Below are 22106 nucleotides of genomic sequence, written 5' to 3'. Positions count from 1 at the left end.
ACTCCTTGTATTCTATATTTAAAAATTTGTCGTAAAACTTTTTTCTGATTACATTATAATACAAAATATAACAAAAAAACCTTTCGTTCACGAAAGGATACATCTCTTTAACGATATAACCTTAAGCCATTGATATAGCTATATTGAGAGAAGATTTATTAAAAAAAACAATAGCATAATGATACAATTTTGCGTTTACGACTAAAAATATAGCGTTTAGGAAATTTAATTATATTAAGTAAATCAAAATGTTTTATTTTATCTTTAATGGATACACTATAAATAGATATGAATGGAGGGATTATTATGAGATATATGTTAAGCAGAATATTCATCTTTGAAGGAATCGCATTAGGTATTCTCGGTTTATTATTTTTATTAAATCCTGTAGAATCTATATTTGTATTTACTGATGTTGCAGGATGGTTTTTTATTGTTCTTGCAATCCTCTCAATCTTAAAAACACCAAGAGATATTTTAATGGGTATAATTGACTTAGTAATTGGTTTGATATTAATAATAATGCCTATTGATACTATTGGTATCATCATAATTTCCTATGGCATGTGGTCATTAATAAAAGGTATATACTTATTAATAATGTTTTTTACAAACAAAAATACTAGAAGTGGACTCTTTATTCTTTATTCAGTAGTCACTATTATATTTGGGATAGTCATTTTATCAAATCTAGCAATGAGTTACGTGATGCTTCCTTATGTAATTGGTACTTACTTTATAATTAGTGCCATTGCTGAAGTTTTTCTTGGATTTAAGTTTAGTAATTAAAATATGTGTCAACCTACAGTTTTTTTCATAGATATATAATAGAATATTTCTATAAAGGGGAAATTGTATGTTTGGAATGTTCCCGTTCAACTGGAATGGCAAGCAAAATCAAAATTACAATAACAGTAATCATTACGGATATAATAATTACTATAACAAACGGATCAATAATACAAATACTATTAATTCTTTTAGTAATCTCCTTAATAATATTATGGGGCAAATATTATCTAGTGATTTCATTGCAGATTTAATAGCTGAAATGGAAGAACTTATTAATGATATGGAAGAAGAAGATTTTTATGATGTGCAATTATATGATTATGGAGAGTACTATATAATACAAGGTTATCTACCAGGAATAGAATTTAGAGATCTTCATATAGAATTTCCTCCTAATAAGGTTATACTTACAATAACACAAAGACAGACCTACTCTAACGGAGTAAATAGCATGATGACAGTAATGAGGACAGGTGGAAATCTCATTAAAACTTTCATTGTTGAAGATTTAGATATTCCAAATAGTACTGCATCTTTCGAAGACAACTTTTTATTAATAACATTGAAAAAAGCACACAAACAACTACCTTGCCCTAGTAATAATGTGATTGTTGATATTGATGATTATAAAATAGAATAAGCTAAAGATTTCAATAGATTTATGATTGCTAATAAGAATATTCTTAATAAATAAGTGCGATGATATAAAAGTAAATATCATCGCACTTATTTATTAATTAGAATTTATATATATAATTAAATTATAGTTTTTTAATCTTTATATTATATATAATAGTATTAATGTATTTAAAATTGTAAAGGAGCTACTGTATATGGCTAAAAAGACAAGTAAAAATAATGAACTTCTAAATTCAGCAAAAAGAATAACTTCAAATAAAATATATAGCTTATTGCTAGAGTTGGTGAATAATGATGAAGAAGATTTAGCATCAGAAGTCTTAAAAATTGATTACATTCTAAATTATGCATGTAATTGTATAAAACAAAAAGATTATGTTGAAGCAAAAGAAGCAATATCAAGCGGGGAAACACGAATTGCGATGTTAAAAGATAAAGGTGTTAATGTTGAACATCTAGAATATTTATTTGAAGGTACTAAAAAGAAATGTAGATAAAGTTTTGTTATCATGAGAGAAAACGCATAAATACAATAATATTGTACATAATATTCATATAAAACAATAATAAGGAGATGTATTATGTATAAGGAACATTATTTTGTAAATGAATTAACAAATTCAAATATGAAAACAGAAGTGAAAAACGCGCTAAAAGATATTGATGGAGTTAATCAAGTATGGGTTAACTCTACAAATGAGACTGTAGAAGTAATTTATAATGAACCAGCTACTGAAGCAGAAATCATAAATTGCATTGAAAGTACAGGTCATAGCATGGAATAATCTAAGAAGCTGTCGCAATAACGATTAGATTTCGTAAGCGGCAGCTTCTTTCATTAATATAACTATGTAAGCAAATAAACTGTTTCCTAAGATATATATCTAGCACCATCCTTTGCAGACGTCTACCCATTCAATATATCCTGAGTATTTTTCTAGCTCTTCAATTGTTAATTCTATTGCACTATTGCTACTTCCACAAGCAGGAAATACTGTTTCGAACCTTTTTAAAGATATATCTAGATAAACTGAAACTCCATTTTTAATTCCAAATGGGCAAACTCCCCCAATACCATGACCAACTAATTCTAAAACTTCATTAGGAGAAAGCATTTTTGCTTTTTTGTGAAACGTTGATTTATATTTACTATTATCTATCTTTGTATCTCCAGCAGCTACTATTAAAATTACATTATCATCTACCATAAAAGCTAATGATTTTGCAATTCTTTTTTCTTCACAATTAAGTGCTTCTGCTGCCAATGATACAGTTGCACTAGAAACATTAAATTCTTGTATTCTTCCTTCTAGCCCATACTTTCTAAAATATTCTCTAACTGATTCAATTGCCATCATTATTCACCTTCTTTAATAAACGTATTACATTTATTATACAATAAATAACTAAATAGCAATCAAAAGAAAAACTTTTTCCAAAAACCTTTTTTATCATTTTTCTCTTTTAGTTCAACTTCAATCTTTCTACGCTGTTCTAATTTATCTTTTATGTCGCTGAGTTTTTTATCAAACTCTTCAAAGTGATTTTCTATAGATATTTTTTTTAATTCTTTTTCCGTTTCTTGTTTCAAAAGCATTTGACTATTTTCAATTAATTTCTGTAAAGCCTTAATCTGATTATCTTTCTCTTTTAATTGTAGATCTTTTTCCTTAATCTGATTTACTACTGCATTTATTAAATCCTTATTTAATTCATTTGTGTCAGCTACTTCATCTATATCTTCCACTACAGATCCGTTAATACTTACTTTAATATCTTGAATATTATTAGTTTTTTTACTAGATACTTCACCTTTGATTACATTAAATAATTTATCGCTAACATATTTCTTGCCTTTTTTGATAACAACCTCATCAGGAAATTTCTTTAATTTAGAATAAATAGTAACTTTGCTAACATCAAGTTCGTTAGCTATTTCTTCTACAGTATACATACCTCCACCTACTTTAATTAGAATATATATACTATATTCTTTTTATTCCATTTATTTCCTTTTAATCTTTATAAATCTTTTTTTACCTATCTCAATAACAATATCTTCTTCAAAGGATATATCATCAATACTTTTAACTTTTATACCATTAATCTTTATAGCACCTTGATTTAATAATCTTCTAAATTCATTCTTACTCTTTACAATATCTTTAGACACCAATAAACTTATGATATCAGAGTTATCACTTAATAAAAAAGTTTCAATATCATCGGGAATTGCACCCTTTTGAAATACCAATTTAAAACGATTTTCTGCCCTTTCTGCTTCTTCCTCTCCGTAATATAATCTTACAATCTCTTTAGATAATCTCATTTTTATATCTCTTGGATTAACTTCACCATTATCAAGTGCTTTTTTAAATTCATAAATTTTGTCAGGATGAACATCAGTAACTAAGTTAAAATATTTTATAATCGTATTGTCTGGTAACTGCATAGTCTTTTCGTAAATCACATTAGGTTCTTCATCTATACCTATGTAATTTCCGAGACTTTTGCTCATTTTATTCTTACCATCTAACCCTTCTAAAAGAGGCATAAATAAAGTTACTTGAGGTTCTTTTCCATACTCTTTTTGCAACATTCTTCCCATCAATACATTAAATCTTTGGTCAGTTCCTCCAACTTCAATATCGGCATCTAATTCAAGAGAATCATAACCTTGCATTAATGGATAAAAGAATTCATGAATAGATATTGGTATACCTTTCTCATATCTCTTTTTAAAATCTTCCCTTTCCAACATTCGTGCAACAGTGATTGTTGACGCCAACTTTATTATATCTTCAAAATTGAGTTTAGATAACCAGCTGCTATTGAATCTTATTTCAGTTTTATCTTTATCTAGTACTTTAAATATTTGTTTTTCATAAGTCTTAGCATTTTCTAATACCTCTTCTTTTGAAAGAGCTTTTCTACCTTTTGCTTTTCCAGTAGGATCACCTATTCTACCTGTAAAATCACCTATGACTATCACAACTTTGTGTCCTAAGTCTTGTAATTGTTTCATCTTTCTTAAAACTACGGTGTGACCTAAATGAATATCTGGAGCACTAGGATCAAGTCCTAATTTAACTATTAAAGGTTTGTTCTTTTCTTTAGATTTTCTGATTTTTTCTTTAAGAGCATCAGCATTTATTACTTCATCTACTCCTTTCAATATTATTTTTATTTCTTCATCTATATTAATCATTCATTTTCTCCTCCTAGTATTTTTTTAACCAAATCACTGAGGGCCCTTCAATTTTTTAGTTATATGCATAAAAAAAGCTTCCATCCTATAAAAGGACGAAAGCTCTACTTACGTGGTACCACCTTATTTTATTATTATCTCACAATAATAACCTCTTCAAGTACTCCAAAATCAATCTTTGGGTTATACTCTAGCACTATAACGTGTGCGATACGATATCTGCCTACTGGGTGTTATCTTTGGGAGATACTGCTCAGAGATGTATTCAGACTAATTCGTTTTTTGCTTCTCACCAACCAGCAAATCTCTGAAAAACTCTATTAATCGTACTATTTCTCTTCAAAGCTTTAATTTATTAGTTAGTATTGTATTCCTTAATAAAATAATTGTCAACCCTAAATTAATATATTAATCTTAATTTTTATTTACGAAGTGAGACACTCGACAGTTTATAATGTCTTCACAATAGTATCTATCTTATTTTTTTGCTTAAGCAACTCTTTTCTTATATCACACAATTCAGAAGATACAAGTTTTTTTCCTTTAACAACAATTTTACCATCAACAATTACTGTATCAACATTAGATGGATTTGCAGAATAAACTATAGTTGAATAATAGTCATAAATCGGTTGCATGTTTACTGATTCTGTTTCTACTATAACTAAATCTGCTTTTTTACCAATTTCTATTGAACCTATATCCTTTTCCATTGATAAAACCTTTGCACCATCTATTGTTGCCATCTCAAGAAGTTCTCTTGATGGTAATATAGTTCTATCCTTAGAATAAAGTTTATGAATTTTTCCAACTAAACTCATTTGTGTAATAATATCTAATGTATTACCACTCATTGGTCCATCAGTTCCAAGACCAATATTTATACCTGCTTCTTTCATTTTTATTATTGGTGCCACACCTTTTGCACCCTTTGCATTAGCGCCAATATTATGGGATATCTTTACATTCTTCGATTTTAATATTTCTATATCCTCATCATTGATTAGTATAGTATGAGCTGATATGAAATTTTCATCTAGAATTCCAAGACTATCTAAATACTGAACTGGTGTCATATTATATTCTTTTATGTATTTTTCAAACTCATAATCCATTTCTGCTACATGCATTGTTAATGGTACTTTGTGTTCTTTAGATAGCCTATAAGCCTCTTTTAAAGATTCATCACTATTAGTATATGGTGCATGAGGTGCAATTCCTGGCGTTATAAGTGTGTTTCCTTTCCATTTTTCTATAAATGATTTTGAGTACTCTATCCCCCCAAAACTTTTATTTGAATCAGGTGCAGGAAAATTTATTATTGTCTCGCAAAGGACACCCCTAATATTTAATTCTTCTGCTGCCTTTGCAACTTCATCTTCAAAATAATACATATCACAAAAAGTAGTCACACCTCCTAAAAGCATTTCTGCTATAGCATATTTTGCGCCTATATAAACTAATTCTTTATCAACGAGCTTTTGCTCTAACGGAAATAGATATCTCTTAAGTCTATCTTTATAATCATCAGCTAAACTTCTAAATGTCACCATAGAAGCATGGGTATGGCAATTAATCATACCGGGTATCAATATCCCATTGTTACCATTTATCACCTTGTCTACATTTATATATTTTCCTTTAATAGATTCATCACCAACGTCAATTATCTTGTTATCTTCAATAATTACTGCACCATTATCTATGATGTCTCTATTAGCATTCATAGTCAATATTGTAACATTCTCTATTATCATTATATTATTCATATTATGTTCCTTTCAGAGTACTATTATATTAGAAAAAGGCTATTAAAATAGCCTTTTAAATAAAATTTTATTGTATTATTGATTCATTATTCTATTCCAACTATCAACCCAAGAATTCATCTTTGAATTTACAAATTCATAATCTAAAGTTTTCCCACTTTCTACGATAGAACCATAAGTTAAGTTACCTATTTTTGATTCATCTAATTTAACGTTTTTATTAACAGGTGAATCTCCCAAGTTTTCAGCGGCTCTTAATTGAACTTCTTCACTTAATAGATAGTTTATAAACTTATATGCTAAATCTTTATTTTTAGAATTCTTATTTATATTTATTGTATTGAAGTTTAAATAAGTTCCTGATGTTGGCACTACATATTTAGCTTCAGCCTTAACATTAGTAATTGTACTAAATGCAAAATCTGCTGCTATTGCGGCTACAATTTCTCCACTTGAAAACATATTTGCTAAATCTGATGATTTACTATATGTCTTAACTACATTTGGTTTTAACGCTTCTAATTCTTTAAAAGCAGCTTTACCATTATCACTTTCTAAAGGTACACCTGCTTTGTCAGCAGCAATTGAAAGTATAGCTGGTCCATTTGTAGTTGTTATATCTGGTATTGCTATCTTACCTTTAAGTTCAGGCTTCCATAAGTCTTCCCATGAATTGATTTCAATTCCTGCTAAAGAATCCACTACTATTCCAATACTATTTAATGTATATGCTGGTCCATATCCTCTATCTTTTGTCTTCTTTGCTACATCAATTAAGCTTTTACTATTTTCTATTTTACTGTAGTCTACCTTTTCAAACAAGTTGCCTTTTATTCCTTGTTCTGCAAATGATTCTGCTAGATACATCAAATCAATATTTGAATTTGGATTGTTTTGTAGTTTTGTTAACCTCTCTGAGTTATTACCAACTTCTAAAACTACATCAACTCCATATTTCTTTTCAAATGGAGCAAAGATATTCTCCTTTAATAAATCTTCACTTAATCCCCAAGTAGAAATTACAAGTTTATTACTTGCTTTTTCTCCTCCACATCCTACTAATGCTGTTGCTGTAAGCACTGCAGTTAACAATGCTGATAATACTCTTTTTTTCATTTGTATTCCTCCAAATTAAATTTTATACTAATACTATTTTATTACTTGGTAATTCAAGTATTACTTTTTCTCCTTTGTTATAAACAGAGGTATTTCCACCATTAACGGTAATATTACCTATGGAAGTTTTAACTTCATATTGATATGACTTACCTAAGAAAGTTCTTATTTCAATAATGCCTTCTATTGTATTTTCTATCTTTTTATCAACAATTCTTATATCATCTGGCCTTATAGTACCTTTAGCTGTTTCTATATCCCTATGTTTCTCAACATTAAATATTGCTCCAGATTGATCTTTATATACTCCAGAAGAAACTTTAGTTAAATTTATGAAATTTTCAAAACCAACAAATCTAGCTACAAATTCAGTACTAGGATTTGAATATATATTTTCTGGTGTATCAAATTGTTCGATTATCCCCTTATTAAGTACTGCAACTCTGTCTGATATTGAAAAACACTCTTCTTGATCATGAGTTACAAACAAAGTTGTTATACCTAACTTTTGTTGAAGTTTTCTTATTTCAACTCTCATCTTTAATCTCAATTTTGCATCAAGATTACTTAAAGGTTCGTCAAGAAGTAATAATCTTGGTTCCACAACTAGTGCTCTTGCTATAGCAACCCTTTGTCTTTGACCACCAGATAACTCTTTAGGATATCTTTTTGACAAATGCACCATGTCAACAACTTCTAACATTTCTTGAACCTTTTTATTGATTTCTTTTTTATTAACCTTTTTCATTTTTAATCCAAAGGCAACATTCTCTTCAACTGTTAAATGGGGAAATAATGCGTAGCTTTGAAAAACTAATCCAAAATTTCTCTTATGTACAGGAACATTTGTGTAATCTTTGTCCCCTAACATAAACTTCCCACCAGTAGGTTCAATAAATCCAGCTACTACCCTTAACGTAGTAGTTTTTCCACAACCACTAGGTCCAAGTAATGATACTAATTCACCTTTGTTTATTTTTAAATTAAGATTTTCTAATATTCTATTTTTACCATCATAAGATACATCTATATTCTCTAAGTTTATTAATTCCATGATTGTCCTCCAAAGTTTTACTCGGTATTTATGATACAAATTTTCCTAATCCTAATGTTTTCTCTGCTATAAACATAACACCAATAGTTATTACCATTAAAATTACTGATAAAGCTGAAACTGTAGGATCGTAATTATACTCAACATAATTCATCATTGTTATTGGTAATGTACTAACACCTGGTCCTGTTAAAAACATAGAAACTGGTACATTATTAAAGGAATTGATAAATGATAACATAAATGAAGCAATTATACCTGATGTTATATTAGGCATTACAACCTTAAAAAAGGTTTCAACCTTTGTACAGCCAAGACTTATTGCCGCTTCTTCTATTGAATAATCAACTCCTTCTAAACTTGAACCAACAACTCTAATAATATAAGGTACGATTACCAAAGTATGTCCTATAAATAGACTCATATAAATACTTATTCCAAGTTTAACAATAAGAAATTGAAATAAGGAAAAACCAACTACTATTCCTGGTACTATTAATGGTGATAAAAAGAAATTCTTCAATATACTTTTTCCTCTAAAATTTCCTCTACTTAATCCATAAGCAGCAGGTACACCTATAACTAATGCTATTAATGTTGCAATTGCTGAGATTGTAAAGCTGTTACCCATACTACTCATGAAACTTTGGGACTTAAAAACATTTAAAAACCACTTAAAAGTAAACCCTTTAGGTGGAAATTCTATGTAATTTTCCGTACCAACACTTGTCATTGCAATTATAACAAGGGGTGCAAATAAGAAAATATATACTAAGACAACAAAGCAAGTTAATAATTTACCTTTTTTCATTTTATGAAACACCTCTCTTATCCATTCTTGATGCTAAATAATTAATACTTTTTATTACAATGAGAGTTGTTATTATCATTATCGTTGCTACTACTGATGCTCCTTGCCAATCACCAAGACTCATGGTTTTTTGATATATAAGTGTCGCAAGAACTGTGTTCTTATTACCACCTAATAACTGCGGTGTTGTATATGCTGTTAGAGATCCAGTAAACACTAATACAGTTCCAACTATAAGTCCTGGTAAACTAAGCGGAAATATAATTTTAAAGAATGCTTTAACTCTATTTGCTCCTAAACTTTCAGCAGCTTCTAATAAATCGCTTTCAATATTCTCCATAACACCAACCAATGAAATAACCATAAGTGGTAAGAAAATATAAACTGTTCCAGTAATAATTGCTCCTTCTGTATACAATAATGACACTGGTTCTTCTATTACATTTAATTTTAATAATAAAGTATTTATAACACCATTTTTACCAAGTATACTCATCCAAGCAAAAGATCGTACTACTGAATTTGTAAGTATAGGAAATATAGTTAAAGCTATAAATAACCCTCTCACTTTTTGCGATGTCCTTGATATGTAATAAGATACTGGTACTCCAATAATCATACATATAATAGAGGCTACTAATGATATTTTCAGTGTCCTATAAAATACAGCAATCATATAATCATCTTTAAAGAAATTCATATATAGTTTTAATGCAAAACCATCATTTTCCTTAAATGTAGGAAAAATAGTTCCTATTAAAGGGGTGATCATAAAGTAAAGTATCAATACTATACAAGGTATAAATAAAAGATATGTACACTTTTTTTTCATTTGTTAATTCTCCTCTTAAACAATAATCCGAACATTTTTTTGGTTTTTTAAAACAAAGTACGTGTTAATTTTAATATTAAAATTGTATATTGTCAACAGAATTTGACACATTTTATTCATTATATAAATCATTCCTACACATTTTCCCCTATATTTCAAATTTTCTAAAAATTATACCTTGCTTATATTAAAAAACTTAATACTACCCTTTATAAATAATTTATTATTTATTAATAAATTAAATGTTGTACTTAAAAATTGTTATAATATAAAACTTGATATTACTTTATTTACTATTTTATCTAGTTTTTCAGCATGGATATTAAATTATATTTTATGTATAATTATAAAATAAACATTTTAAAATAAGAAAGGACGCTAACTATGTCACTAATTGGAATTCTAATAATTATTGTAGGTTTTACTCTTAAATTAGATACTATTGCTGTTGTTGTATCTGCAGGAATTATAACAGGATTAGTTTCTGGTATGGGTATTACTGAAATACTAAACACTTTAGGAACTGCATTTATAAATAATAGAACTACATGTTTATTTATGCTAACATTACCTGTAATAGGTTTATGTGAAAGATATGGATTAAAAGCTAAAGCTATTATGCTTATCCAAAAAGCTAAAGGCTTATCTACTGGTTTATTGCTTAGTGGATATACTTTAATAAGAGAAACTACTATTGCCATGGGGGTTACACTTGGTGGACATCCTCAATTTGTAAGACCACTAATATACCCTATGGCAGAAGGTGCTTCTATAGCAAAATATGGTGAACTTGATGAAAAGGATGTTGATACTATAAAGGGATTCTCTGCAGCCGCTGATAACTTCGGAAACTTTTTTGGTCAAAATGTTTTCATGGCTAATGCAGGAGTATTATTAATAGTAAGTACACTAGAAACTTTAGGTATTAAGGCTGATGCCCTTAAAATATCTCAAGCTTCAATTCCTATAGCTGTTATCGCATTTGTTTTATTCGTTCTACAAAATTATATTCTAGATAAAAAACTAAAGAGAAAATATAGTTCTAGAAAAACTAATTAACGGAGGATAAAATAATGGATATAAATCAAATTTCAACTACTTTATTAGAAGTTTTTTATATAATAATCGGTCTTTATATGGCTGTTACTATGGTATTTACTCTTAAGGATAAAAATCATAAGACTAGATTAGGTACTGCAGCCTTTTGGGGAATAATAGCTACTATATTCATATTTGGAAAACTTATTCCACCTGTAGTAGTTGGATGTCTTGTAATTGTTATTACATGCTTATCAGCATTTAAACAAATTAATATAGGTACACTAAAGCAACTAGATGATACATTTACTAAATTAAAAGCAGAGAAACTTGGACTAAAGATATTTATTCCTTCACTTGCTATTGCTTTCGTAGCAATGCTTATTGCAACATTTACCCCAATACCAGGTACTGTTGCTATTGGTATTTCTTCAACAGTAGCTTTAATATTGACATTTATGCTTACAAAAGCTTCACCAACTCAATATGCAGAAGATAGTAATAGAATGTTCCAATCTATTGGTGTATTTTCTATACTTCCACAACTATTAGCTTCATTAGGTGCTTTATTCACTGCTGCTGGTGTTGGAGATGTAATTTCAAAGTTAATTTATGGGGTTATTCCAAAAGGTAATATTTTAGCTGGAGTTATTGCTTATTGTTTAGGAATGGCTTTATTTACTGCAATTATGGGTAATGGTTTTGCTGCATTCTCTGTTATTACTGTTGGTATCGGTGTTCCATTTGTATTTGTACAAGGTGGAGATCCAGTAATTTGTTCAACACTAGCATTAACAGCTGGTTTCTGTGGAACTTTACTAACACCAATGGCAGCCAACTTCAATATGTTGCCAGCTGCACTTCTTGATACTAAAAATAAAAATGTAGTTATCAAAGCACAAGCACCTATTGCTATCATTTTATTAATAATACACATTATCCTTATGTATACATTAGGATTTTAAAAGGAGATTTAGATTATGAAAGTATTAATTACAGGATTTGATCCTTTTGGAGGAGAAAAGGTTAACCCAGCATTAGAAGCTGTAAAAAGGTTACCTGATACAATCTGCAATGCAGAAATAATAAAACTAGAAATACCAACAGTTTTCGGAAAATCATTAGAAACAATTGAAGAAAACATATTAAAGCATAATCCTGATATTGTTATTTCTATTGGTCAAGCTGCCGGAAGATTTGGGATTACACCTGAGAGAATTGCTATAAATATAAATGATGCATCAATAAAAGATAATGAAAGTAATCAACCAATTGATCTTCCAGTATTTGAAGATGGTGAAAATGCTTACTTCACTACACTACCTATAAAATCGATGATTGAGGAAATGAAGGCAAATGAAATACCATGTTCTGTATCAAATACTGCTGGTACTTTTGTTTGCAATCATGTTATGTATGGAGTATTATATATGGCTACTAAAAAATATCCTAATATAAAAGGTGGCTTTATTCATGTTCCATATATTCCATCACAAGTTTTAGACAAACCAAATATGCCATCTATGTCTATTGAAAATATTGTTAAAGGTCTTGAATTATGTATAAAGGCTGCTGTAACTAACAATGAAGATGTAAAAACTATAGGTGGAACTATCTGCTAATATATTAAAGAAGCTACTACATGAAATATGTAGTAGCTTTTATTATGATGCTAGACAGTATCTATACTAAATTATACTCCAGCTATTGATTTTGAAATATTTAAATTATCTAAATTTCTTCGCACACATATAAAACATATAATATGAACAATTATCGTAATTATCCATGTTATAGGATAAGATTCATAAATAATATTTATTGTATGGAATTCTTGTATTTGAAAAACTGTTGCAATCCATAATAATCTAAGTCCACATGCTCCTATTAATGAAACAATCATTGGAAGAACCGAATATCCCATTCCACGTAAAGATCCTACCATCACATCCATAATACCACATAATGCATAAGTCCTTGATACAACACCTAAGCGAACCATTCCTGCCTCTATTACACTAGGATTTGAAGTATATAATCTTAAAAGAGAATGTCCCAAATATAATGCTAAATGTCCCAAAACAAGACCCACAGTTATGACGCATATTTGGCATATAATCAAAATCCTATCTATCCTCTTATAATTACCAGATCCCATGTTTTGACTAGTAAATGATATAGCGCCTTGATAAAAAGCATTCATAGCAACATAAACAAAGCCTTCAATATTTGCCGCTGCTGAATTTCCAGCTACAACAATTTCCCCAAATGAATTAACTGAAGACTGAATAACAACATTAGATAAAGCAAATATTATACCCTGAAATCCAGCAGGTAATCCAATCTTTAATATCTCTATAAATTTACTTTTATAAATATGTAATTTACTGATCTCTAATCTAATTGCGCTCTTTTCTTTAATCAAACATCTTACTATTAAAAAAGCTGATATACTTTCAGAAATTACTGTTGCCATAGCTACTCCGGCTACATCCATTTTTAATATTATCACAAAAAAAAGATTTAGTACTACATTAATAGCACCAGCACCTAGTAAATAATATAACGGTCTTTTAGTATCCCCTATAGACCTTAATATTGCACTTCCAAAATTATAAATCATAGTTGCAGTCATACCTATAAAATATATTCTAAGGTAAATAGTAGCCAAATCAATAACTTTATTAGGTGTTTGCATTAATATTAATATCTTTCTCGCTCCAAATACACCTATTATTGTTAATATGATTCCACTAAAAATACTTAAAAGCATAGCTGTATGCACAGTTTTACTTAATTCATTTTCTTTTTTACCACCATATTCTCGTGCTGCTAAAACATTTGCTCCTATTGATAATCCCACAAATAAATTTGTAAGTAAATTAATTAGAGCTGTATTAGAACCTACTGCTGCTAAAGAATTATCCCCAGCAAATCTCCCAACCACTACAATATCAGCAGCATTAAAAAGCAATTGTAAAATGCTTGAACACATAAGTGGCACTGCAAATATAAGCATTTTTTTTAATATCGGTCCATTACACATATCAATTTCATATCTCTTTGTTTCTTTCTTTTGCATCTTTACTCATCCTCTGTAAATTTTTAATAGTAATACATTTTTTTATTTTATCACTATTGTAATAATAATTCAATTTTTCAATAGAAATACACCTCTACTTAAAATAGAGATGTCTTTCAGGTCTCATATTTATAAACTATTCGACTCTTTTTAAAACTTGATCCATTGGAATCTTCTTTATCTTATAGAATTGTACTATTGCTACTAAAGCATAAAATGCAATTCCAAACACTATCATCTTTATATATAAAATTGGTTCAATTGTAAGTGGTAACCACCCAGTGAAGTCCATCATCATTGTTCTATATAAGGAATTGATAACAACATTGGCAATCGGTAAACTAAGTATTACCGATAAAACTACTACTACTGTAGTAGAAACAATATATAACTTACTTATCTCTCTATTAGAATATCCTAAAACTTTTACCATAGATATTGATGTAGCATTTTTTTCTATAACTATCTTTGATAATAAATATATTAAAACCATGTAAAGTATAATAGCAAAAACTTCTACCATTTTAAAACTACCACCCATAGAATTCTCTAATTGTCTAGATACTTTAGTTAACTCACTCTTAGTAATAGTTGTTAAAATCATATTCTTATTAATATCCGTGATTTTCTTATTTGAAAAATATCCATTAAAATAATTATCTTTGTTATCAAATATATCATTGAAATAATCTATATTTATAAAGGCTGCTATACTTGATGGATAATGATATATTTTCGTAACCTTGAGCTTATATTTTTTTGTACCATATCTTTCTTTTAAAGTTACACTATCTCCCACCTTTAAAGAATATTTGTCAGCAAATCCATCAGATATGCAAACATCTTTATTGGAAAGATTTAAATTAATATACTTACTATTTTCTTGAACTCCATAAATGCTTATATCTTCACTACTATCTACATTACTTGAAGAAATTTTTAAACTTTCTACAGCATACTTTTCAGCATTGCTATTACTAGTTTCTACTTCTGATCTTAATATATATTGATATTTAGCGATCATGTTATTTGTAACTTCATCTTTGTAATTATTTAAAATAGGCATTATCATTAATCCAAACATAAGCAAAACATTTGCAAAAATTATTCCTAAAAACATTATTAAATAATTTGATAGATTTTGAATTACTATTCTCAAGCGAAACCTTCTTAAAAATTTAAATGAAGGCAACTTTATAGATTTATTTTTTTGCTTTTTTGATAAGTCATGACGTAAAAACTTTTGTGGTGATAATGATAGTTTATGAACTAATATTAATACATTGATAACAATCATAATAAGTATTGGGATAATTGTAGTAAGTATAAATGCTTCTCCATTCCATATAGTTTTACAAGTAGGGAGACTGTAGCTACCATAATATAAATTCATTACCATATCTTTTAATAAGGTATATCCTAAAATATTGCCTAATATTGAAGCTATTAATGTTACAATGATAGGCATTGCAATATATGTTCTAACAAGCTCTCCTCTTGAATATCCCATTGCTCTAAGTGTCCCAATGACACTTGACTCACTGCTTATTGTATTACTAATTGTAACTGTGAAAATAAAAGCAATTATAACAGTCAAAATATACATTAAAACCAGTATCATTGTTCTATCTCCACCTATATCATCACCAGCAAAGTTAATAGCTTGATTACTAAATCTCGGAGTAAAACTACTTACAATATAATCTTTACTAACTAATTTATAAAACTCTTCTGACTTTTCTTTTGCCTCAATATCATCTTTAGGTTCTTTATTATATTTCCATGCATAACTATAATGTAAATTATCCTTATCATATAACTTAAACTTTTCATTATCTACAATTGCAACTCCAAATTTAATAGAGTCAAACATCATATCATTATTATTTGAAAAAAGTGCACTATAGTTGGATAAAGCAACTAATCCGCTAATTTTTAGTCTTTCTTTACCAACTTTAATTTCATCACCTATGTTTAATTTGTTATTATCTGCATATAATCTATCAATCGCAATTTCATCTGTATTCTCAGGTAATTTTCCCTTCATCAAACATACTTTATTTATCTCTTTAATATTAGTATTATCAAATATTCTTAAGGTACTATTGTTTACTGACTTCTTTTCAATAAAACTATTGTTGTATATTTCTATATCTTTATTCTCATATTTATTTAGTATACTATCGTCTGCTCGTTTCAAAAGCTCAAAATTTCCATCTTCTACATTGTACTTCTCAAAACTCGTATCATAAGTTGTTTTCATACTATCACCAGCTACTAGAAATCCTGAAACAAAACTCACCGTACCTAACATAAATAGAAAAATGATTATATATTTTTCTATTCCAGTTTTAAATTCTCTAAAGATCTTTCTTCTTAATGGATTTTTCATCGCTCCCATCCCACCTTACTTTTACCACTCTAATTCTTCAGCATTTACTTTTACATCATTAATATAATTTTTCCTAATTTCGCCATCACGTAATTTTATTACTCTATCTGCCATCTTCTTAATTGCATCATTATGAGTAACCATTATTACGGTATTGCCATATTTCTTATTTACATCTTCAATTAACTTTAAAATTTCTTTTGATGTTTTATAATCCAAAGCACCTGTTGGTTCATCACAAAGAAGGATATCAGGATTTTTAATAATTGCCCTACCTATGGCAGTTCTTTGTTGTTGTCCACCTGAAAGCTGACTAGGAATCTTATCTTTGTGCTCATATAACCCCAATGTCTTTAATAATTCATTTATTTCAAGAGGTGAATCACTCAAATAAGCTCCAACTTCTATATTTTCCTTTACAGTTAAGTTCGGAATAAGATTGTAAAATTGAAATACATACCCCAAATGTTTTCTTCTATATCTAGTAAGACTCTTCTCATTCATATCTATTGTTTTTTCACCATTAATTGCTATATATCCATCATCTGCATTATCAATAGCTCCTATGATGTTAAGTAAAGTAGATTTCCCAGATCCTGATGGGCCGAGTAAGACACATATTTCACCTTTTTTAATATCAAAATTTATTCCTTTTAATACTTCAACTTTGTTATCCCCTTCCCCATAATATTTTTTTATATTACTTACTTTTAAAAACATAGATTCCTCCTCCTTAAATGAAATAATTTATTGTTATTTTATATTTGTTCTTTTTCTTTAAGTTACTTAATAAAATATTTATAATACATATAATGTATTTTTATCAGTTCAAACTTTTCATGATAATATAGTAATGATAATCATTATCAATATAGTAAGTAGTATATTCTCCCTGTAATAGTTTGTCAATACATCGAAAACCTTTACTACACAAAAAAACATTCTTATACAAAAGAATGTTTTTATAGCCATATTTTTATTAAATTTTAGTCACTATTTTTCTTTATACTATCAATCTGATTTACTAAAATACTATACTCTTCATCATATTGTTTTTTCTTTTTTAAATCTTTTTCTATTGATAACCTGGATATTACTTCTGTCATTTTGTTTTCTAATAATAATAACTGATCTTTCTTTATTTTCTCTTTCGAAGATACTTTTTCTTCATTATTAGATTCATATTCTATGAGGTTTCCTTTGAAATCTATCAATTTCTGATCTTTTATTTCCATAATTTCATTACATACGTTTGATATAAATTTTTTGTCATGGGATACTACTATAACAAGTTTATCTGTATTAATTAATGACTCTTCTAAAGCTTCTATAGATTTTATATCTAAATAATTTGTAGGCTCATCTAAAATAAGAATATTATTATCAGATAAGACTACCTTACATAAAGCGACTTTAACTCGTTCTCCACCACTTAAATCTTTTACTATCTTCTTAACATCATTAATACCAAAAGCCTCAAGACACATTCTAAGAAAACTTTCGTCATAAGTTGAATCGTCTTTTAAGTTGTCAATAATAGTAATGTCTTCTTCCAGTATATTTTGTTCTTGATCAAAATAACCAATCCTAGCTGCATCGACAATCTTAATTTCTGGATCAGTATTTTTTATAATTCTTCTTATTAATGAAGTTTTACCACTTCCATTCTCACCTATTATTGCTATAGCATTTTTCTTATTAAATGAAACATTTATATCTTTTATTAATAACTTATCCCCACAATATAAATTAAAATTTTCTATTGTAATTGGTGTTTGAGATATTAATTCTAACCCCGGCATAACCTTTACAAACATTTTCTTTTCCACTTTAGGTTTTTCTTTAACTTCCATATGATTTATTCTACTTTTTATTGCCTTGATATTATTATCTAAGGTCTTCTTACCACCTTGATCACCCATCTTAATAGTTTTCGCTTCTGATTTACCCATACCTTTAGGTGCCTTTTTTATTCTATCTCGCAATTTTCTTTTTTCTAATATAGCATTTTCTAATCTTACCTTTTCATTAATGTATTTTTTATACTCAATTTCTTTTACTTTTTCATTCTCTTTCTTTTCCTTTATATATTTATTATAATTGCCATTATAAACAGTAATATTAGCATTATCAATCTCAACAATTTTATTACATATCTCATCTAAAAAATTTCTATCATGAGATACAATTAATAAAGCCCCTTTATATTTTTTCAATTCCAAAATTAACTTTTCTACTGAAGTTTTGTCCAAATTTGATGTAGGTTCATCGGCAATGATTATGCTACTATTTTCATTTAATGCATTTACTATTCTAACTTTTATTTTTTCACCACCTGATAAATAATCCTTATAACTATCTGGAGCGCTAAATATTTTTTTTAGCTTTCCAGTGCTATAAGCCTTAATATTATCTTCTTCACATTGACTAATATATGAATAACTATTTGTTAAAAACACACTACCAATTTCAGGTTTTATTTCTCCTATTAATATCTTTAAGAAGGTAGTTTTTCCTACACCATTCTTACCGACTAAACCTATTCTATCTTCAGTATTTATCTCAAACTTATCAATATCAAGTAACAACCTATCTCCATAATACATCTTTAAATCCTTTATTGATGCTAACTTCATAACTTATCACTCCTAATATTGAAAAATATACGCTATTAAAGTCATCGCCTACAGCACCTTTAACAAATTTTCTATTTACATAAACACTTATATTTAAAATCAATATGAGAATAATTAAAACACTTATATATTTTATCCTCCGTATTCTTAGATTAATATATGTAAATATCAATTTTTTTATTCAACTTTTATACATATTTTATGACCTATAATAATATAATATATATAAATTAAGGGTTTTTAATACCAATATCTAAATTACATAAAGTCTCTACGTATATTTTTATTATCTTATGTCAATAGTGTTAGATAGAGGTGATGGTTATGGTAGTTCAAACCTTTGATTTAATACTAAAGTTAAAAGACCCAAAACCTATAGTGGGACAACATTTTAATTTTAAATATTTTACTAATCAAATAAGAAAATCAATTGAAATTTCCAACAATATTAATAATAAATCTATAAAACTAATATGGATAAAAGCTAAATTTATAAAACTAAGATTAAAAACAGAAACAATTACAGGAATTGAAAACCCTACAATAGAATTGTTAACGATGAGCAGATACTTATACAATACTTGTGGCTGGAGTAAGTATGTAACATTGCCTCACAAGCTTTTCTCTGTAACAGCTTGGCCTGTGGATAATGAAAAGAAGACTTCTATTCTAAAGTTAACAATAGATACTAACATAAATTTGCCTAATGTTACTAGTCTTTATGATGTTATAGAAGATAATAAAGTAATTTAATTTTCAATATAAGAATTTACTTTTAACTCCTTAATGGGTATAAAATCTTTCTATTGAATATAACTACTTTTATTCATTAAAAAGCTCCCTTTTAGATTTATAGCATTATTAATAAGGCTATATTCCTAAAAAGGAGCATATTAATTATATTAAAAAATTACTTTATCTTGATTAAAGAGCATCAAGTCCTTCTTCACCAGTACGTATTCTAATACAATTACATACGTCAGTTACAAAAATCTTTCCATCTCCCACTTCTCCAGTCTTAGCAATAGACATTATAAGTTTAACAATACTATCCACTTTTTCATCTTCAACAACCATTTTAATTTCTACTTTAGGTAAAACATTTAATATTAGTTCGCTAGCTCTATAATATTCTTTATAACCATATTGATTACCACAACCTAAAACCTGACTAATAGTTATTCCAGAAATATTCTCCTTAATCAATGCATCTTTTAGCTCTTCCAATTTTGTTGGTCTTATTATCGCTTCAATTTTTTTCATTTATAAAATCCCCTTTCTTAATCCAATCCAGTGAATGATGGATATGCAGATTCACTATGTTCGGATATGTCAAGTCCATTTGCTTCTTCAGCTTCTGTTACACGAATCTTCATAAACAACTTCATAATAGAAATTATTACAAATGTTCCAACTGCTGCTATTATAATGGTAGCTATTATACTTATAATTTGAGCTAAGAATAACTTAACATCACCATAAATTAGACCATTCCATCTTGCAACATCATTAATTGAAGCTTTAGTAAATATACCAGTAGCTATACCTCCCCAAACACCACCAATACCATGACATCCAAAAGCATCTAATGAATCATCATAACCAAATTTTGTTTTTACAACAGACATAAAGAAATAACAAATAGGACTAACTAAAGCTCCAATAATAAATGCTGCCCATATTGGTACAAATCCTGCTCCAGGAGTTATTGCTACTAATCCAACAACTGCTCCGGTTGCTGCACCTAACATTGTTGGTTTTCCATGTAATATCTTTTCTATAAGTAACCAAGAAAGTAATCCCATTGCCGCTGAAGTATTAGTTGTAATAAATGCATGTACTGCAAGTGAGTTAGCTCCAAGTGCACTACCAGCATTAAATCCAAACCAACCAAACCATAATAGAGCGGCACCTAAAACTACAAAAGGAATATTGTGAGGTTTATAACTTAACATACCATGACCACGTCTGCGTCCAAGCATTATACATGCAACAAGTCCTGATACTCCTGAACTAATATGAACAACATTTCCTCCTGCAAAATCAACAGCTCCTAGTTTAGCAAATAATCCTCCATCACCCCACACCATATGTGCTAATGGATAATATACAACTACTGACCATATTGCTATAAAAATAAATAATGCTGAAAATCTCATCCTACCAACTAAAGATCCAGTAATCAAAGCTGGAGTTATAATTGCAAACATCATTTGAAATGTAGCAAATAATGTATCTGGTATACTATCACAATAAGTACCAGGGTCACCAGTAAGCCCATTAAAGAATATATGTTCAAAACTACCAATTATACCTCCATGATCACTTCCAAAAGCAAGAGAATATCCTATTGCTACCCATAATACTGAAGCTAATCCACATATAAAAAATGATGATAACAAAGTATTTAACACATTTTTTCTACCAACCATTCCTCCGTAAAAAAATGCAAGTGCTGGTGTCATAAGAAATACAAATGCTGATGAAATTAATATAAATGCAGTATCTCCATAATTAATTTCCATAAAAATCATCCTTTCAAAAATAAAGTATTCTTAATTTATTAAATAACGATATAAATAAAAAAAAGTGGCAAAGATATCCTTACATTGGACGTCTTTGCCACTTCATATTTGAAAGTTTAACAGTTTATATAATTTTTGTCAATATGTTTTTATAATTATTTTTTCATTTATCTCTTTTATTACAACTTCTGTTATATAAAGGGTTAAGAGAT

The 22106-nt window shown here is 28.3% G+C and carries 22 protein-coding genes and 1 other annotated feature; of the genes, 8 read left to right on the top strand and 14 right to left on the bottom strand.

Annotation, left to right across the window (positions count from 1 at the left end):
- The first annotated feature begins 306 nt into the window (after positions 1 to 306).
- The 4 genes from KQI30_RS10560 to KQI30_RS10545 all read left to right on the top strand — a co-directional run bounded on the left by KQI30_RS10560 (position 307) and on the right by KQI30_RS10545 (position 2216).
- On the top strand, positions 307 to 789 hold the full coding sequence (locus tag KQI30_RS10560; RefSeq protein ID WP_216463273.1) for a DUF308 domain-containing protein: 483 nt from the start codon (positions 307 to 309) through the stop codon (positions 787 to 789).
- Between the two features lie 67 nt (positions 790 to 856).
- Positions 857 to 1432 (top strand): Hsp20/alpha crystallin family protein, encoded by a 576-nt coding sequence (locus KQI30_RS10555; protein ID WP_216463272.1) that lies wholly within the window; start codon positions 857 to 859, stop codon positions 1430 to 1432.
- A gap of 193 nt (positions 1433 to 1625) precedes the next feature.
- Positions 1626 to 1928, top strand: coding sequence for a hypothetical protein (locus KQI30_RS10550; protein WP_216463271.1), 303 nt, complete (start codon positions 1626 to 1628; stop codon positions 1926 to 1928).
- A gap of 84 nt (positions 1929 to 2012) precedes the next feature.
- Positions 2013 to 2216, top strand: coding sequence for a heavy-metal-associated domain-containing protein (locus tag KQI30_RS10545; protein WP_216463270.1), 204 nt, complete (start codon positions 2013 to 2015; stop codon positions 2214 to 2216).
- Between the two features lie 99 nt (positions 2217 to 2315).
- On the opposite strand, the gene KQI30_RS10540 is transcribed toward KQI30_RS10545, so the two are convergent.
- The 8 genes from KQI30_RS10540 to KQI30_RS10505 all read right to left on the bottom strand — a co-directional run bounded on the left by KQI30_RS10540 (position 2316) and on the right by KQI30_RS10505 (position 10221).
- Complete coding sequence (locus KQI30_RS10540; RefSeq protein WP_216463269.1) at positions 2316 to 2786, bottom strand: YbaK/EbsC family protein; 471 nt, start codon at positions 2784 to 2786, stop codon at positions 2316 to 2318.
- Between the two features lie 62 nt (positions 2787 to 2848).
- Entirely contained in the window at positions 2849 to 3385 is a 537-nt protein-coding gene (locus KQI30_RS10535; protein WP_216463268.1) for a hypothetical protein, read from the bottom strand.
- A gap of 51 nt (positions 3386 to 3436) precedes the next feature.
- Complete coding sequence (gene tyrS / locus KQI30_RS10530) at positions 3437 to 4639, bottom strand: tyrosine--tRNA ligase (protein ID WP_216463267.1); 1203 nt, start codon at positions 4637 to 4639, stop codon at positions 3437 to 3439.
- A gap of 88 nt (positions 4640 to 4727) precedes the next feature.
- Positions 4728 to 4991, bottom strand: a binding site (T-box leader).
- Positions 4992 to 5088: 97 nt separating this feature from the next.
- The gene (locus tag KQI30_RS10525) at positions 5089 to 6408 is read right to left on the bottom strand and encodes an amidohydrolase (RefSeq protein WP_216463266.1); all 1320 of its coding nucleotides are present in this window, start codon (positions 6406 to 6408) and stop codon (positions 5089 to 5091) included.
- A gap of 75 nt (positions 6409 to 6483) precedes the next feature.
- Positions 6484 to 7524, bottom strand: coding sequence for an ABC transporter substrate-binding protein (locus KQI30_RS10520; protein ID WP_216463265.1), 1041 nt, complete (start codon positions 7522 to 7524; stop codon positions 6484 to 6486).
- Positions 7525 to 7546: 22 nt separating this feature from the next.
- Complete coding sequence (locus tag KQI30_RS10515; RefSeq protein ID WP_216463264.1) at positions 7547 to 8578, bottom strand: ABC transporter ATP-binding protein; 1032 nt, start codon at positions 8576 to 8578, stop codon at positions 7547 to 7549.
- Positions 8579 to 8606: 28 nt separating this feature from the next.
- Positions 8607 to 9389, bottom strand: coding sequence for an ABC transporter permease (locus KQI30_RS10510; protein WP_216463263.1), 783 nt, complete (start codon positions 9387 to 9389; stop codon positions 8607 to 8609).
- Position 9390: 1 nt separating this feature from the next.
- Positions 9391 to 10221 (bottom strand): ABC transporter permease, encoded by an 831-nt coding sequence (locus tag KQI30_RS10505; protein ID WP_216463262.1) that lies wholly within the window; start codon positions 10219 to 10221, stop codon positions 9391 to 9393.
- A gap of 384 nt (positions 10222 to 10605) precedes the next feature.
- On the opposite strand from KQI30_RS10505, the gene KQI30_RS10500 reads away from it, so the two are divergent.
- From KQI30_RS10500 to pcp, 3 genes are read left to right on the top strand one after another with little or no spacing between them, the layout of a single operon-like run.
- The gene (locus KQI30_RS10500; RefSeq protein ID WP_216463261.1) at positions 10606 to 11280 is read left to right on the top strand and encodes a DUF969 domain-containing protein; all 675 of its coding nucleotides are present in this window, start codon (positions 10606 to 10608) and stop codon (positions 11278 to 11280) included.
- 14 nt (positions 11281 to 11294) lie between these two features.
- Positions 11295 to 12224: a DUF979 domain-containing protein gene (locus KQI30_RS10495; protein WP_216463260.1), complete on the top strand. Its 930-nt coding sequence runs from the start codon at positions 11295 to 11297 to the stop codon at positions 12222 to 12224.
- Positions 12225 to 12239: 15 nt separating this feature from the next.
- The gene (pcp, locus tag KQI30_RS10490; RefSeq protein ID WP_216463259.1) at positions 12240 to 12881 is read left to right on the top strand and encodes a pyroglutamyl-peptidase I; all 642 of its coding nucleotides are present in this window, start codon (positions 12240 to 12242) and stop codon (positions 12879 to 12881) included.
- Between the two features lie 71 nt (positions 12882 to 12952).
- Here the strand turns inward: pcp and KQI30_RS10485 are convergent, their stop codons facing one another.
- The 4 genes from KQI30_RS10485 to abc-f form a co-directional block, all read right to left on the bottom strand.
- Positions 12953 to 14341 carry an MATE family efflux transporter gene (locus tag KQI30_RS10485; RefSeq protein ID WP_216463258.1) on the bottom strand — a complete coding sequence of 463 codons (1389 nt, stop codon included), beginning with the start codon at positions 14339 to 14341 and terminating at the stop codon, positions 12953 to 12955.
- 136 nt (positions 14342 to 14477) lie between these two features.
- Complete coding sequence (locus KQI30_RS10480) at positions 14478 to 16733, bottom strand: ABC transporter permease (RefSeq protein ID WP_216463257.1); 2256 nt, start codon at positions 16731 to 16733, stop codon at positions 14478 to 14480.
- Between the two features lie 21 nt (positions 16734 to 16754).
- Positions 16755 to 17453 carry an ABC transporter ATP-binding protein gene (locus KQI30_RS10475; protein WP_216463256.1) on the bottom strand — a complete coding sequence of 233 codons (699 nt, stop codon included), beginning with the start codon at positions 17451 to 17453 and terminating at the stop codon, positions 16755 to 16757.
- A gap of 266 nt (positions 17454 to 17719) precedes the next feature.
- A complete protein-coding gene (gene abc-f / locus KQI30_RS10470) occupies positions 17720 to 19369 on the bottom strand; it encodes a ribosomal protection-like ABC-F family protein (RefSeq protein WP_216463255.1) in 1650 nt (549 codons plus the stop codon).
- A 324-nt stretch (positions 19370 to 19693) separates the two neighbouring features.
- Between abc-f and KQI30_RS10465 the strand changes: the two genes are divergently transcribed.
- A complete protein-coding gene (locus KQI30_RS10465) occupies positions 19694 to 20122 on the top strand; it encodes a hypothetical protein (RefSeq protein WP_216463254.1) in 429 nt (142 codons plus the stop codon).
- Positions 20123 to 20293: 171 nt separating this feature from the next.
- Here KQI30_RS10465 and KQI30_RS10460 read toward each other — a convergent pair whose 3' ends face one another.
- Both KQI30_RS10460 and KQI30_RS10455 read right to left on the bottom strand, forming a co-directional pair.
- Positions 20294 to 20632: a P-II family nitrogen regulator gene (locus tag KQI30_RS10460; RefSeq protein ID WP_216463253.1), complete on the bottom strand. Its 339-nt coding sequence runs from the start codon at positions 20630 to 20632 to the stop codon at positions 20294 to 20296.
- Between the two features lie 17 nt (positions 20633 to 20649).
- Complete coding sequence (locus KQI30_RS10455; RefSeq protein ID WP_216463252.1) at positions 20650 to 21894, bottom strand: ammonium transporter; 1245 nt, start codon at positions 21892 to 21894, stop codon at positions 20650 to 20652.
- Between the last annotated feature and the right edge of the window lie 212 nt (positions 21895 to 22106).

Origin of the sequence: Clostridium bornimense (assembly GCF_018917145.1) — a bacterium.
Classification (GTDB): Bacteria; Bacillota; Clostridia; order Clostridiales; family Clostridiaceae; genus Clostridium_AN; species Clostridium_AN bornimense_A.
Note: the sequence above shows the minus strand (reverse complement) of the source record. Positions and strands in the feature narration are given on the sequence as shown.